General features: G+C 72.6%; 12 protein-coding genes. 8 read left to right on the forward strand and 4 right to left on the reverse strand.

What is annotated here, in order from left to right; all coding sequences use genetic code 11:
- Positions 1 to 610: helix-turn-helix domain-containing protein (locus GUY59_RS42155; RefSeq protein WP_161714992.1), on the reverse strand; the 610-nt coding region annotated here is incomplete at its 3' end.
- Positions 611 to 685: 75 nt separating this feature from the next.
- On the opposite strand from GUY59_RS42155, the gene GUY59_RS42160 reads away from it, so the two are divergent.
- Positions 686 to 1906, forward strand: a complete 1221-nt coding sequence (locus GUY59_RS42160; RefSeq protein ID WP_138207403.1) for a LeuA family protein — start codon at positions 686 to 688, stop codon at positions 1904 to 1906.
- A 146-nt stretch (positions 1907 to 2052) separates the two neighbouring features.
- Here GUY59_RS42160 and GUY59_RS42165 read toward each other — a convergent pair whose 3' ends face one another.
- Positions 2053 to 3339, reverse strand: coding sequence for an MFS transporter (locus GUY59_RS42165; protein WP_132340029.1), 1287 nt, complete (start codon positions 3337 to 3339; stop codon positions 2053 to 2055).
- A 112-nt stretch (positions 3340 to 3451) separates the two neighbouring features.
- Here GUY59_RS42165 and GUY59_RS42170 point away from each other — a divergent pair, with 112 nt between their 5' ends.
- Entirely contained in the window at positions 3452 to 4084 is a 633-nt protein-coding gene (locus GUY59_RS42170) for an HAD family hydrolase (RefSeq protein WP_138207401.1), read from the forward strand.
- A 113-nt stretch (positions 4085 to 4197) separates the two neighbouring features.
- On the opposite strand, the gene GUY59_RS42175 is transcribed toward GUY59_RS42170, so the two are convergent.
- Entirely contained in the window at positions 4198 to 4911 is a 714-nt protein-coding gene (locus GUY59_RS42175) for a GntR family transcriptional regulator (protein ID WP_138207399.1), read from the reverse strand.
- Positions 4912 to 5111: 200 nt separating this feature from the next.
- Between GUY59_RS42175 and GUY59_RS42180 the strand changes: the two genes are divergently transcribed.
- The 6 genes from GUY59_RS42180 to GUY59_RS42205 are packed head-to-tail and all read left to right on the forward strand — an operon-like array spanning position 5112 to position 11615.
- Entirely contained in the window at positions 5112 to 6137 is a 1026-nt protein-coding gene (locus GUY59_RS42180) for an autoinducer 2 ABC transporter substrate-binding protein (RefSeq protein WP_161714993.1), read from the forward strand.
- A 7-nt stretch (positions 6138 to 6144) separates the two neighbouring features.
- A complete protein-coding gene (locus GUY59_RS42185; protein WP_161714994.1) occupies positions 6145 to 7641 on the forward strand; it encodes a sugar ABC transporter ATP-binding protein in 1497 nt (498 codons plus the stop codon).
- Positions 7638 to 8630 carry an ABC transporter permease gene (locus tag GUY59_RS42190; protein WP_138207395.1) on the forward strand — a complete coding sequence of 331 codons (993 nt, stop codon included), beginning with the start codon at positions 7638 to 7640 and terminating at the stop codon, positions 8628 to 8630. Before GUY59_RS42185 ends, GUY59_RS42190 begins: the two co-directional genes overlap by 4 nt.
- Entirely contained in the window at positions 8627 to 9610 is a 984-nt protein-coding gene (locus GUY59_RS42195) for an ABC transporter permease (protein WP_138207393.1), read from the forward strand. The genes GUY59_RS42190 and GUY59_RS42195 overlap by 4 nt, the downstream gene beginning before the upstream one ends.
- A complete protein-coding gene (locus GUY59_RS42200; protein WP_138207391.1) occupies positions 9607 to 10569 on the forward strand; it encodes a carbohydrate kinase family protein in 963 nt (320 codons plus the stop codon). The genes GUY59_RS42195 and GUY59_RS42200 overlap by 4 nt, the downstream gene beginning before the upstream one ends.
- Entirely contained in the window at positions 10566 to 11615 is a 1050-nt protein-coding gene (locus GUY59_RS42205) for an ADP-ribosylglycohydrolase family protein (protein WP_138207389.1), read from the forward strand. Before GUY59_RS42200 ends, GUY59_RS42205 begins: the two co-directional genes overlap by 4 nt.
- A gap of 34 nt (positions 11616 to 11649) precedes the next feature.
- On the opposite strand, the gene GUY59_RS51065 is transcribed toward GUY59_RS42205, so the two are convergent.
- On the reverse strand, positions 11650 to 14136 hold the full coding sequence (locus tag GUY59_RS51065; protein WP_252375193.1) for an SbcC/MukB-like Walker B domain-containing protein: 2487 nt from the start codon (positions 14134 to 14136) through the stop codon (positions 11650 to 11652).
- Positions 14137 to 14295: the final 159 nt, after the last annotated feature.

The raw sequence follows: 14295 nt of genomic DNA on the forward strand, positions 1-14295 counted from the left end.
GGCACAGACGGGACCACAGGCGTTCGGCGATCGACTCGCCCTGGGACTCACCGAGCTGCGGCATGGCGTCGACCAGGCCGGCGATCAGGCGGCGGCCCGTGCCGGTCACCGAGGCGGGGTCGAGCTGGTGGCGGAGGGGGTCGGACGCGCCGAGCACGGTGGCGATCACCTGGAGGCGGTCGAGCGGCAGCAGGTCCTCCGGCAGCCCGCGCTGGGCGGCGACGGCGGCCCGCAGCGCCTCTGGCTCGCACCTCCACACCTCGGCGGAGGCGCCGCGCCGGGGCTGCCAGAGTGCGGGGTCGGCGGTCCAGAGCCACATGGCGACCGTCTCGAAGTAGCTCGTCCCGGCGAGCTCGATCGCGTCGCGTCCCCGGTAGTAGGGCCTGTCTGCGCCGAGCGCGGTGACGGACGACTCGATGACGAGCTCCGGCTGCCGGTTGCGGGGACGGCCGCGGCGGGCGAGGCGTTCGACCTCCTCGGCGGAGAAGAGGCTGCGCCGGCCGTCGTCGCCGTGCCGCCGCCGCAGCACTCCCCTGCTCACGTACGCGTACAGCGTGGCGGGCTTGACGCCGAGCCGTTCGGCGGCCGTGGCCGCGTCGATCCACTCCATCGAAGGGGAGTCCTCCTATCATGTTGATGAAAATCAATATTGATCCACGTTGAGCAAACATGTCAACGTGAGGGCATGCCCAAGGTTCATTTCCTCGATGTCACCAACCGGGACGGCGTGCAGACCGCGCGCACCGGCCTGTCCAAGTTCGGCAAGACCATGGTCAACTTCTATCTGGGCAGGCTCGGCGTGGCCCAGTCCGAGATCGGCTTCCCGTTCCTCTTCCACGAGGTCCCGTACGTCAAGGCCCAGGTGGCGCTGGGCGCGGCGGGGGCGTTCGGCGGGCTGCGGCTGTCCGGCTGGTGCCGGGGCGTGCCGCAGGACGTGGAGAAGGCGGCGCCTCTCGGGCTGAAGCACTACAACCTGTCCATCTCGACGTCCGACTACATGATCCAGAACAAGTTCCGGGGCCGCCTGGACCGGGAGGCGATCATCAGGGAGATGACGGCCGCGGTCCGCGCGGCCAAGGACGCGGGCGCGCTGACCGTGGGGGTGAACGCCGAGGACGGCTCGCGTACGGACGACGCCTTCCTGCTGGAGTTCGCCCTGGCGGCCAAGGACGCGGGCGCCGGCCGGGTGCGCTACTGCGACACGATCGGCGGCGACACGCCGGGCCGGATCCGCGAGCGCTTCGCCAAGCTGGCCGCGGCGACCGCGATGCCGGTCGAGACCCACTGCCACAACGACCTCGGCATGGCCGTGGCCAACTCCGTCTCGGGCGCTCTGGGCGACCTGGACGCGGGGCAGGACGCGTGGATCAACACGTGCGTGAACGGCATCGGCGAGCGCTCGGGGAACGCCGACCTGCTCTCCACCGTCCTCGCCTTCGAGCACGGTTTCGGGCTCGACGCCGCGATCGGCGACCCGCTCGACCTGTCGTGGGCCCGCAGGTTCGGGTTGTGGGCGAGTTACGCGCTGGGGCAGCCGCTGCCGTACAACCAGGTCGGGGTGGGGCGCAACGCGTTCGCGCACGAGTCGGGCATCCACGCCGACGGCGCGCTGAAGGACCACGGCACGTACGAGCTGTACGACGAGGCGACGCTGGGGCCGTTCCCCGAGGACTGGCACGCGCGGAACGGGCGGGTGGTGCTCACCGGCGAGTACGGCGGCAAGGCCGGGTTCGGGCACGTCATGGACGCGCTGGGGATCGCGACGCCCGACGAAGGGCTGGCCTTCCGGTTGGTGCAGCTCTGCAACGCGATGACGGGCAGGCCGCTCACGGACGACGAGCTGCGCCTGATCGGAGCGTACCCGAGGGAGTTGTCGCTGTTGTTCCCGGGTTACGAGAGCGCCTGAGCGTTCCGGCCGCGCTTACTCCCCTGCGGGTCGTCCAGAAGGAGTCGGTCCCAGGGAGTCAGCGCGGCCGTGGGCGCCACGGCTCTGTTCGACCGCCGTGTTGATGAGCACCACATTACCTGGCCGGGTGCCACGAACAGGTGGTTTTACAGGGATTCGTCGCCCGTCTCGGGCAGGGCGAGCAGGCAGAGCAGGCTCAGCAGCGCCATCGCCGACACGTACCCGCCGACCGCCATCGCTCCCATGCCGCCGGCCTGCATGCCAGTGGCGACCAGCGGCGGCACCGCGCCCCCGAGCACCCCGCCGAGGCTGTAGGCGACCGACGCGCCGCTGTAGCGGTATTCCGTCCTGAACAACTCCGGCAGGTACGCCCCCATCGGCCCGAAGACCAGCCCCATCAGCGCCAGCGCCCCGGCCAGCGCCACCCCGGCGAGCACGACGGACCTCGTCTCCATCAGCGGGAACATCACCAGCCCCCACACGATGGCCACGCCGGTACCCGTGATCAGGGTGCGCCGCCGGCCCAGCCGGTCGGAGACCATCGCCGAGACCACGGTGCCCGCGGCCATGAACAGGACGCCGATCATGGTGAGCGCGAGCATCGTGGTCTTCGGGATCTCCAGCGTGTTGGTGCCGTACGCCAGGCAGTAGGTGGTGGCGGTGTAGAAGAGCGTGTACGCGATCGTCATGGCGCCGGCGCCGAGCAGGACGCGCCGCCACTGGTGCCGCATGAGCCCGGCGAACGGCACCCTGGCGATGCGCCGCTGGTCCATGGCCTGCTGGAAGACGGGCGTCTCGGAGATCTTCAGCCGTACGTACAGGCCGACGATCACCAGCAGCAGGCTCGCCACGAACGGCAGCCGCCACCCCCAGCTCCCGAACGCGTCATCGCTCAGCGTCTCGCCCAGCACGAGGAACAGCCCGTTGGCCACGATGAACCCGACGGACGGTCCGAGCTGCGGGAACATCGCGTAGAGTCCGCGCTTGCCGGGCGGCGCGTGCTCGGTGGCCAGCAGAGCCGCGCCGCCCCACTCGCCGCCGAGGCCGATGCCCTGCGTGAACCGCAGCAGCACCAGCAGCACGGGGGCCATGACGCCGATCGCGGCGTAGCCGGGCAGCAGCCCGATCGCCACCGTCGACAGCCCCATCACGAGCAGCGACACGACGAGCATGGACTTGCGGCCGATCCGGTCGCCCCAGTGCCCGAACAGCGCCGAGCCGAGCGGGCGCGAGATGAAGGCCACGGCGAACGTCGAGAACGCCGCCAGGCTGCCCGCCACCGGGTCGAGGTCGGGGAAGAAGGCGGTGTTCAGCACCAGGGCCGCGGCGGTGCCGTAGATGTAGAAGTCGTAGAACTCGATCGCGGTGCCGATGAGGCTGGCGGCCGCGACCCTGGACCTGCTGGGGGCCGCCGTCTGGGGGGTTGTCGTCATTCGGGTCTCACCATGCGGACTAGCGTCTTGTGAAGCGATACGCGAACGCTATCACCTGGCCCTATGTCACATCAGATAGGTTCGTAGCCGACCTGCAGGGAAAGGAGCCGGCTTGGCCATCGATCTGGTCATCTTCGACTGTGACGGGGTGCTCGTGGACAGCGAGCCCATCTCCACGCGCGTGGGCACCGCCGCGTTGCGGCGCCTGGGCTGGACGATCGACGAGGCGGAGTACGCCGAGCGTTTCGTGGGCTGCACCAACGAATACTGGGCCGAGCAGGTCGGCGAGACGCCGCCGGGCTGGCGCGAGCGGCTCAACGCGGATCACAAGGCCGCGATCATGGCGGAGCTACGGGCCGTCGAGGGCATCGAGGCGGCGATCGACCAGCTCACGGTGCCGACCTGCGTGGCCTCCAACGGCCGGCACGCCACCATCCGCCGCAGCCTGGAGCTCACGGGGCTGGGCAAGCGGTTCGACGGGCGGGTGTTCAGCGCCGAGGACGTCGCCAGGGGCAAGCCGGCGCCCGACCTGTTCCTGCACGCGGCGCGCACGATGGGGGTGCCGCCGGAACGGTGCGTGGTGGTGGAGGACAGCCCGTTCGGGGTGACCGCGGCGATGAGCGCGGGCATGCGCTGCCTGGCCTACGCCGGCGGCTTCACCCCCGCCGACCGTCTCGCCGGCCTCGGCGCCACCCTCTTCCATGACCCGGCCGCCCTGCCTCGGCTGATCGCCTCGCTCGGCTGAGGAAAGCGTCACAGGGGTTCCAGCCCGACGTCGCCCGGTTCCACGAGCTCGCCCGGACCTGACCACACTGGCGGGCCGGTGCGCGAGGTCGTCACCGGCCGCGACCGGCGGGCTCAGGCGCGGAGCTTGACCACGTACCTGTAGCGGTCACCGCGGGCGGCCGATCGGGTGTATTCGACGGGCCTGCCGGCGCGGTCGTAGGTCCACCGCCTGATGACGATGAGCGGGCTGCCGACCGGGACGTCGAGGACGCGGGCCTCGCGTTCGTCGGCGGCCTCGGCGTGGATGCTCTCCGTGGCCTCGGAGACCTTGATGTCGAGGTCTTCCGCGAGGGAGGCGTACAACGACTGGCGCCGAATGAGGGCCTCCGGGTCGATGCGGGAGCCGATCCGGTCGGGAAGCCATGAGTCGAGGAGCGCGAAGGGCGAGCCCGAGCCCGTCCGCACCCTGCGGACCAGCCAGGCGACCTCGGAGGGGAGAAACCCGAGGATCTCCAGGGGAGGGCTGGGGTCGAGGCGCACCTCGACCTCGGTGATGCCCGGTTGCAGGCCCAGGTCGCGCAGGAGCACGGTGAAGCTGCGCAGGTTGCCGAGGGAGTGGCTGATGCCGAGGTCGGAGTTGACGTAGCTGCCGGATCCGCGGCGCCGGGTGATGAGGTTGGCCGCGGCGAGGTGGTTCAGCGCGACCCGCACGGTGTTGCGGCTGACGCCGTACTCCTCGGTGAGCGCCTCCTCGGACGGCAGGCGCTGCCCCGGTTTGTACCGGCCTTCGAGGATGTGCGTGCGCAGCGAATCAGCCACGATCTCGTGCGCATGGCGCTTGGTCATGCGGGCCCAACTCCCCTCGCTCGCGAACCCGGCGCAGACCGAAGTACCAGTCAACAAGCTCCATGCACAACATATACCAACAACATCCAGATTTGTACCTACAACTCTTGACACTGGTTGGTACCAATTCTTACGGTGGCGGCACGGGCGAGATACGGGGTGCGCCTGAGACCTGTCAGCACGTCATCTCGGGATGCGATATGCGAAACATCAGAGCCGGGGTCATGGCCGTCGTGACGGCGATCGCCCTGGCGGCCTGTTCGACCGTGGGAGGTCCGGCCGGCCAGAGCGCCGCGCCCAGCACCGGTGGTGGCGAAGGGCCGAAGGTGGCCTTCGTCTCCCAGGTGGAGGGCGTACCCTACTTCTCCGCTTTCAAGGACGGCGCGGAGAAGACGGCGCAGTCGCTCGGCATGTCCTACACCCAGGCGGGGCCGTCCACCGCGGACGCGACCGAGCAGCTGCGCATCTTCAACAGCCTCGTCCAGCAGGGCTACGCCGCGATCGCGGTCTCCCCGCTCGACCCCCGGTCGATGAACCCGGCCATCGCCGCCGCGCGGAAGAAGGGCATCGTCGTGATCACCTCCGACGCCGACGCGCCCGACAGCGAACGCCAGCTGTTCGTGCAGCAGGCCTCCGACGCCGCGCTCGGCGCGACCGTGATGGACGAGATCGCCAAGGCCATGGGCGGAACGGGCGAGTACGGCATCGTGTCCGGCGCGGCCGACACGCAGACGTTCAACAGCTGGGTGGCCGAGGCGCGCAAGCGGCAGCAGTCCACCTACCCCGCCCTGGAGCTCGTCGGCGGCGTGCGCTACACCACGGACACCGCGCAGGCGCTGAAAGAGGCTCAGGACCTCATGACCGCCTACCCCGACCTCAAGGCGATCATCGCGGTGCCCTCGACGGCCGTGCCCGGAGTGGCGCAGGCCGTCCAGAACGCCGGCAAGACGGGGAAGGTGGCGGTCTCCGGCTTCGGGTCGCCGAGGACGGCACGCACGTACGTCGAGTCCGGCGTGATGACCTCCACGGTGCTCTGGAACGTCCCGAACCTCGGTGTGCTGACCGTCTGGGCGATGAAGCAGCTGCTGGACGGCAAGCAGCTCGCCGCGAAGAACACCGTGCCGGGCCTGAAGGACCCCGTCGAGTACTCGGCGGCGACCAAGACACTCGTCATGGGCCCGCCGATGGTCTTCACCAAGGCGAACATCGCCCGGTATGACTACTAGGAGCGACGTGCGGCCCATCCTCTCGGTGTCCGGCCTGTCCAAGAGCTTCGGCGCCACCACGGCCCTCATCGACGTCGCTTTCACGCTCGGGGCCGGCGAGCGGCTGGCCGTGCTCGGCGAGAACGGCGCCGGCAAATCCACCCTGATCAAGATCATTGCCGGCGTGTACCCTCCCGACCGCGGCGAGATGACCCTGGACGGCGCCCCGCACCGGCCCTCCTCACCGGGAGCCGCGCTGGCCGGCGGCGTCAGCGTCGTCTATCAGGAGCCGTCGTTCTTCCCCCGGCTGTCGGTGCTGGAGAACCTCTACGTCGGCCGGGAGCCACGCGACCGCGCGGGCCAGGTCGACTGGCGCCGGATGCGCGGGCGCGGCGAGGAGCTGTTCCGGCGGCTCGACGTCCCCGTGGAGTTGCTGAGCCGCCGCATGGACGCGCTCAGCCTGGCCGAGCAGCAACTGGCGCTGATCGCGCGGGCGGTCGACGTCGAGGCCAAGGTGCTGATCCTGGACGAGCCCACCTCGATCCTGACCGACGCCGAGGTCCGCAGGTTGTTCCTCATCGTGCAGAGGCTCTCCGACGCCGGCGTCGGCGTGCTGTACATCACGCACCGCTTCGAGGAGCTGGAGCACGTCGCGGACCGGTTCATCGTGCTGAAGGACGGCAGGCTCGCCGGCGACCTGCCCGCCTCGGCGGCCGACCACGACAGGATCCTGGAGATGATGTCCGGCCGGCCGGTCAACGCCGCCATCAGCCGCTCGGCCGCGCGACCCGGGCCCGTCATGCTGGAGACCTCCGGGCTCACCGTGCCGGGCGCGGTCTCGGACGTCGACCTGACCGTCCGCGGCGGCGAGGTGGTCGGCCTGTACGGGCTCGTCGGGGCCGGGCGTACCGAGCTGGCCCTGACCGTCTTCGGCGCGCTGCGCCCCACCTCCGGCACCATGCGGGTGGACGGCCGGCCGCACACGCCGCGCGGCCCGCGTGACGCCATGGCCGCCGGCATCGCCTACCTGCCGGAGGACCGCAAGACGCTCGGCATCTTCCCCGGCATGGACACGCTCAGCAACATCACCGCCGTCAAGCTGCCGGAGCTCCTCGGCCGGCTCGGCGTCATCCGCCGCGCCGAGGAACGCAAGCTCGCGACCACGTGGATCGACCGGCTGCGCATCAAGGCCTCCACGCCGGCCTTCCCCGTCACCGGCCTGTCCGGCGGGCACCAGCAGAAGACGCTTTTCGCCCGGCAGCTCGCCACGGAGCCCAAGATCCTCATCCTGGACGAGCCGACCCGGGGCATCGACGTGGCCACCAAGACCGACATCCAGCAGCGCCTGGTGGAGGTCGCCCGCGAGGGCACCGCGGTGCTGGCCGTCTCCAGCGACCTGCCGGAACTGCTCGCCGTCTCCGACCGCGTCTACGTGATGCGCGAGGGCCGCGTGGCCGCGGAGCTGAGCGGCGACGACCTGACCGAGGACGCCGTGCTGCGCGCCACGATGGGGGTGAACCCGTGACCACGACGACCGTCCCCTCCGCGTTCGCGCCCTCCGCGCGCATGCTGGTCGTGCTCCGCAACGCGCTGCTGCCGATCCTCCTGGCCGCCGAGGTGATCTTCTTCACCGTGGCCGCCCCCGGCTTCCTGTCCGCGGCCAACCTCGCCAACGTGGTGATCAACTCGGCCGACCTGGCGCTGCTGGCCGCGGGAGTGACGCTGGTCGTCCTGCTGGCCGGGATCGACGTGTCCGTCGGGCCGATGCTCGGCGTGGTCGCCTGGGTCGGCGCCACGCTGTTCGTCGCCGGCATGCCGCCGCCGCTGGTCGTCGTCATCGCCCTGCTGCTCGGCGGCGCGCTCGGCGCCGTCAACGGCGCCCTGGTCGTCGGCGGGCGGATCTCCCCCATCATCACCACGCTGGGCACCGCCGCCATCTTCAAGACCGTGCTGTTCATCCTCTGGGACAGCACCGACGTCTTCGCCGGCCCCGTCGTGCCCGCGCTCGGCCCGGCCCGCGCCGGCGGGCTGCCCCTGGTGGGCCTGGTCGTGCTGGCCGTGTTCGGCGTGCTGGCGTACGTGCTGCGGCACCGGGTGTTCGGGCGGCGACTGTTCGCCATCGGCAACGACGCCGAGGGCGCGCGGCTGCTCGGGGTGCCCGTCGGCCGGACGGCGTTCGCGGCGTACGTGCTCGTGGGCGTCCTCGTCGGCCTCGCGGCGCTCATCTACGTCGGCCGGGTCGGTGTCGTCCAGGCCACGGCCGGCAACGAGCTCACCCTGCCCGCGATCGCCGCCGTGGTCGTCGGCGGCACCAGCATCCTCGGCGGCGAGGGCGGCGTCCTGCGCACCCTCGGCGGCCTGGCCTTCATCGCGCTGCTGCAGAACGGCGTCGTGCTGATGGGCGTGCCCCCGTTGTGGAACGGCGTGCTGGTCGGGGCGGCGGTCGCCCTCGCGGTCGCCTTCGACGTACTGACCCGGCGCACCCTCGACAAGCGGATCGGAGCCAGGAAATGACCACGGGAGCCCTGCCCCGGCGGCCGTTGCGGGACCGCGTGAGCGATCGCAGGGTGTTCCTCGCCGTGCTCGTCGTCGCCCTCGGCGCGCTGATGAGCCTGCTGTCGCCCTACTTCCTCGAAGTGGGCAACCTGCTGGCGATGACGCAGTACGGCGCGGTCATCGGCCTGCTGGCCCTCGGCGTGTCGCTGGTCATCCTCGGCGGCCGGGGCGGCATCGACCTGTCCGTCGGGTCCGCGCTGAGCCTGTCGGGCATCGTCATGGGCCTGCTCGCCCAGAACCTCGGCCTCAGCCCGTGGCTGGCCGCCCTCGTGACGGTCGCCTTCGGCGCGCTGCTCGGCTCCGTCAACGGCTTCATGGTCGCCCGGCTGGGCCTGCCCCCGCTGATCGTCACGCTGAGCACGCTCTTCCTGTACGGAGCGCTCGCCCAGGTGCTGACCGACGGAGGCCAGCTCGGCGGGTTCAACCGGGAGGGCTTCGCCGCCCTCGGCCAGAGCGCGATCCTCGGCGTACCCGCCCAGGTGCTGCTGGTGCTCGCGCCCGCGTTCGCCGTGGCCATCTGGGCGCAGAACCGCACCGCCTTCGGCCGGCGGCTGCACCAGATCGGCACCAGCGACCGGGCCGCCGCCCTGGTCGGGATCGACGTGAACCAGCTCAGATTCCGGCTGTACTGCCTGTCCGGCGCGCTGGCCGCGCTCGGCGCCGTGGTGACCAACGCGTGGCTGCTCACGGCCCGGCCCAGCGCCGGCCTCGGGATGGAGCTGCAGGCCATCACCATCGCGGTGCTCGGCGGCATCCACATCTTCGGCGGTCGCGGGCACCTCAGCGGCGTCCTGCTGGCGCTCGCCGTCGTGGTGGTGCTGTCCTGGGGGTTGCAACTGGCCCAGGTCGGCAACTCCGTGCAGACCGGCATCCTGGGCCTGGTCCTGGTCGGCGCCGCCCTGCTGAACAACCTCCTCAGCGGGAGGGCCCCAGGATGACCGCCACGAACCCGCGGCCCCTGGACGTGCTCGCGGTCGGGGACGCCAGCGTCGACTACTTCGTCCAGGTGCCCCACATCGCCACCGCCGACGGCAAGGCGATCGGGCGGCTGCTCAGCATCCAGGGCGGGGGCATGAGCGCCAACCTCGCCGCCGCGGCCGGGTTCGCCGGAGCCCGCAGCGGCCTGGTCACCGCCGTCGGCTCCGACGAACCCGGCCGCCAGGCGCTGGACCGGCTGGCCGCCCACGGGGTGGACGTGTCGGCGAGCATCACCGTCGCCGGCGGTCACACCTGGTTCTGCGTGGTCCAGCTCGACGACACCGGCGAGAAGTCCCTCGTCGGAGCGGTGACCGAGGTGAAGATCCCGGCCGCGGGACAGGTTTCCGACGACCTGCTCCGTACGGCGCGGGTCGTCGCCCCGCTCGCCGACGACCTCGGCTGGGCGCTCGACCTCGCCACCCGCGCCCGAGCGAACGGCGCGGCCGTGGCCGTGGACCTCGAACCCGACGCCGTCTCCGGACGCTGGGACGAGGTACGCGCCCTCGCCCGCGCCAGCGACCTCGTCTTCTGCAACCAGGGCACGGCCGAGGTGCTCGCCGGCGGCGATCCGGAACGTTGTGCCGCGCTGCTCATGTCCGCCGGCGCGTCCGTCGTCGTGGTGACCGGCGGGCGCAACGGCGCGTCGTGCCACAGCCGGGACGGGAGCTGGCTCGCGCGCGGGCCGCGGGTCGACGTCGTCGACACCACCGGCGCCGGAGACGCCCTGGCCGGGGCGTTCACCGGGTCCTGGATCCTCGGGCGCCCCCTCGCCGACTGCCTGCGCGCCGGCGTCGCCACCGCCTCCCTCTGCGTCGGCCACCTCGGCTCACGCGCCTACCTCGACGCCGGCACCGGCATCGGGACAACCCTGCGCAACGTCACCCTCGACGCCGCACCCCGTCTACAAGGAATCCGATGACCACTCTTCTGGACCGCATCCACGGCAGCCTGGCCGCCGCCTGCATCGCCGACGCCCTCGGCGCTCCCACCGAGGAACGCTCCATCCCGGAGATCCGGGAGCTGTTCGGCCGCAGGGTCGAGAGCTTCCACACGCCGCTGCCCGACGCGCCGTACGCGGTCGGGCGCGGGCCGGCCCAGATCACCGACGACTCCAGCCAGATGCTGCTGCTGGCCGAGGCGTACATCGAGCACGACGGAGCCGTCACCCCCGAGGTCATGGCCCGCCTGCTCATCGGCTGGTCCGGCAACCCCGCCTACTATCCCCACTTCGCCGGCCCCACCACGCGCCGGGCCATCGAACGCCTCAAGGCCGGCGACGACCCCTGGGAGGTGGGCAAGGCGGGTCGCATCATGAGCGAGGGCGCCAGCAACGGCGGCGCCATGCGGGTAGCCCCTGCCGGGCTGGTGCACCCCGGTGACGTCGAGGGCGCCGTACGCGCGGCCCACCTGACGTGCGTGCCGAGCCACCACACGAACATCGGCGTCGCCGGGGCAGCCGCCATCGCCGCCGCCACCGCCGCCGCCTGCGTGGACGGCGCGGACCTCTTCCAGGTCGTACGGGCGGCGCGGCGCGGCGCCGAACTCGGCGAGGCCCTCGGTTCCGAACACGGCCGGCACGTCCCCGGACCCTCCGTCGCCCAGCGCATCGACCTGGCCGTCACGCTGGCCGTACAGTCCCGCGACCTGGACGACGCCATCGAGCGGATCGCCTCCGTCATCGGCACGGGCCTGCCCGCGGCCGAGGCCTGCCCGGCGGCCATCGGCCTGCTGGTGGCGGCGGGCGGCGACCCGTTCAGGACCGCGGTCGCCGCGGCCACCGCCGGCGGCGACTCCGACACGGTCGGCTGCATGGCCGCCGCCGTCGCGGGCGCGCTCAACGGCATCGCCGCGGTGCCCGCCGCCGCGGTGGCACGGGTCGAGGAGGCCAACAAGCTCGACCTGTCCGGCGTGGCCGCCCGGCTGGCCGCTGTCGCCCGCCCGGCCCCGGTGAGCAGCGACGCCTGACCGCCGCTCAGGTCACGCGTGGTGGGATGCCGTCTCAGCCGACGCCGACCGAGGTGAGGGTGGATCCGGTGCGGGTCTTGGTGACCTTGAGCTGGGCGGAGATCCGGGACCTGAGCTCGGCGACGTGGCTGACGATGCCGACCGCCCGCCCGCCGTCGCGCAGCCCGTCGAGGATGTCGAGGACGCTGTCGAGGGTGTCCTCGTCGAGGGTGCCGAAACCCTCGTCCACGAAGAGCATGCCGAGCTCCGCCCCACCGGCCTCCGCCGTGACGACGTCGGCCAGGCCCAGCGCCAGGGCGAGCGAGGTGATGAAGCTTTCGCCTCCGGACAGCGTCGCCGGATCGCGGTCGACGCCGGTCCATCCGTCGGCCACCCGCAGCCCCAGCCCGCCGCCGGAACGTGCCCGGGACCCTGCCGTCTTCCGCAGATCGTGGCGTAGCAGGTAGCGTCCGCCCGACATGTGGTCGAGGCGTTCGTTCGCGGCGTCCACGACCTGCCGCAGCCGCTCGCCCAGCACGTACGACGACAGGCTCATGCTCCACCGGTTGTCGCTGGACGTGCCGCCGGCCAGCGCCGCCATCCGCTCCGCCAGCCGGTGCCGCTCAGCGGCCGGCCGCCACCGTTGGAGATGGCCCGACAGGTCGCCGTACAGCTCCTCCAGCCGCGCCACCCGCGCCACGGCCCGGTCGCGAACGCTCGACAGCCGCGTGTGCGCCTCCTCCAGCGCGTCGCGCTCCGCCTCGATCGCCGCCAGGTCGGGGGCGGGTTCCGCGGCGGCGGCGACCAGTTCGGGATCGGCCAGGGTGCTCGTGACGGCGGCGTGCTCGTCGTCGAGGCGGCGCAGCAGCTCCGCCTTGCTCTCCCGCTCGGACTGGCTCCTGACCGCCGCCTCCGCCTCCGCCACGTCCGCGAACCCGGCCTCGGCCGCCGCCTCCTCCGCGGCCTGCCCGGCCCTGGCCAGTTCGTCATGGGCCGCTGCCGCCGCCTGCGTCGCCTCCAGCGCCTCCCGCAGCAGCTCGGCCTCGTCACCCAGCCTGGCCAGCCGGGCGGTCAGGGTCGGGTCGCCGCCCCGCGCCGCGTCCAGCCGCGCGCCGAGCCGCCCGGCGTCACCGCTCAGCTCCTCATGTTTGGTACGGCGGGCCGCCAGCCTGGCGGCGACCCCGCGGCTCTCCTCCTCCAGGTCCTGCCGTTCGCGGTGGAGCCGCGCCACGTCCCCGGCCAGCTCGTCCTCCCGCCCGGCCGACTGCCGCAGCCTGCGCAGCTCTTCCTCGGCCGCGGCCAGCACGACCGCGCCGTCGACCTCGTACACGGGCGCCCCGGCCTCCATGCCACCGCTCTCCCGGCCGGTGGAGCCTGCCCCGGGTTCCTGCACGACACCCGCGGCGGGTGGAGTGTCGAGCTGCCCGGGTGGTGCGGCGAGGCCGGTGGTGGCGAGGCCGGTCCGCAGGCGGGCGCGTTCGGATCGCAGGCGCGTATGGTGAGCGCGGTGCGCGGCCAGGGCCTCGGCGATCTCCATGGCCTGGTCCCTGACCCGCTCGCGTTCGCTCTCGATGCGGCCGAGCGCGTCCGTCAGGGCAGGCTCGCGACCGGCCGCCGTCTCCAGACGGGCGACCTCCTCCTCCGCCAGCGAAACCCTCTCCTCGGCTTCCGCCACGTCCAGGCCCTCCGTGGCCTCGGCCGCGTCGGCGTGCCGGGACTCCAGCGAGGCGAGCGCACGTTCCGCCGCCTCGCGCTCGGCGAGCGCGGCCTCGTGCTCGGTTTCGGCCGCGTGCTCGTCGTCGGCCGAAGGAGCGCTCGGGGCGGGGGCGGCGGGAGCGGGATGGTGGCCGGAGCCGCACACGGCGCACGGCTGCCCGTCGGCCAGGTCGAGGGCCAGCTCGGCCGCCATGCCGTCGATGCGGGCCTGACGCAGGTCGAGCCATCGTTCGCGTAGCGTCTGGGCCCGGTCGACCAGCACCTGATGGGCGGCGACGGCCGCGTCCAGCTCCACGGCGAGGGCATCGCGGCGGTGCGTGGCCTGCAGCGCGGCTCTGGCGGCGTCGAGACTCGCGACGGCGGCGGGGAGGGCCGCCGCCTGCGCGCGTAGGTCGGCCAGAGCCGCGCCGGCCTCGGCGAGCCGGCCGGGGAGCTCGGCCTCCGCGGCGGACAGCTCGGCCTCGCGCTGCGACAACTCGTCCAGCTCGGCCGCCAGCCTGGCGAGCTCGCCGTCGATCTCGATCAGGTGGGCGGCGGCGTCGCGGACGGCCTGGGCGGCCGGGATCCTGGCGGCGTGCGTACGGGCCTCGGCGAGCACCCGCTCGGCCTGCTCGATGAGGCCGGGCAGGACGGCCAGCCGCTCGGCGACGGAAGCGTCGGCCTCGACCAGCGCGGCCAGCTCCTGCTCCACGCGCAGCAGGTCGCGCCTGACCACCGACAGCCTGGCCTCCTCCGTGAGCAGCTCCGACAGGCGCGCGATCTCGGCCCGTCGTTCCCGTTCGAGGTTGGCCAGCCCGGCGGCCGAAGGGTCCTCGGCGCCGGGCACCGGGCCTGCGTCCTTCCTGCGCGGCGGAATCGGCGCACGGTCCTCATCTCTCACGGGAACCGGAGCGCCGTCCCCCCGGCGCACCGGACCGGGTGTGAGGTCCGTGTGGCCTGGCGTGGGAGGGGCACCGGGTGCCGGCCGTTCGGTGGCGGACAGGAG

It is taken from the genome of Nonomuraea sp. K271 (genome assembly GCF_009908215.1).
Lineage (GTDB): Bacteria > Actinomycetota > Actinomycetes > Streptosporangiales > Streptosporangiaceae > Nonomuraea > Nonomuraea longispora.

Excerpts from the sequence above, each read along its gene's own strand:
- GUY59_RS42160 (WP_138207403.1), top strand. The coding sequence starts at position 686 with ATGCCCAAGGTTCATTTCCTCGATGTCACCAACCGGGACGGCGTGCAG.
- GUY59_RS42165 (WP_132340029.1), bottom strand. The coding sequence starts at position 3,339 with ATGACGACAACCCCCCAGACGGCGGCCCCCAGCAGGTCCAGGGTCGCG.
- GUY59_RS42175 (WP_138207399.1), bottom strand. The coding sequence starts at position 4,911 with ATGACCAAGCGCCATGCGCACGAGATCGTGGCTGATTCGCTGCGCACG.
- GUY59_RS42180 (WP_161714993.1), top strand. The coding sequence starts at position 5,112 with ATGCGAAACATCAGAGCCGGGGTCATGGCCGTCGTGACGGCGATCGCC.
- GUY59_RS42195 (WP_138207393.1), top strand. The coding sequence starts at position 8,627 with ATGACCACGGGAGCCCTGCCCCGGCGGCCGTTGCGGGACCGCGTGAGC.
- GUY59_RS42200 (WP_138207391.1), top strand. The coding sequence starts at position 9,607 with ATGACCGCCACGAACCCGCGGCCCCTGGACGTGCTCGCGGTCGGGGAC.
- GUY59_RS42205 (WP_138207389.1), top strand. The coding sequence starts at position 10,566 with ATGACCACTCTTCTGGACCGCATCCACGGCAGCCTGGCCGCCGCCTGC.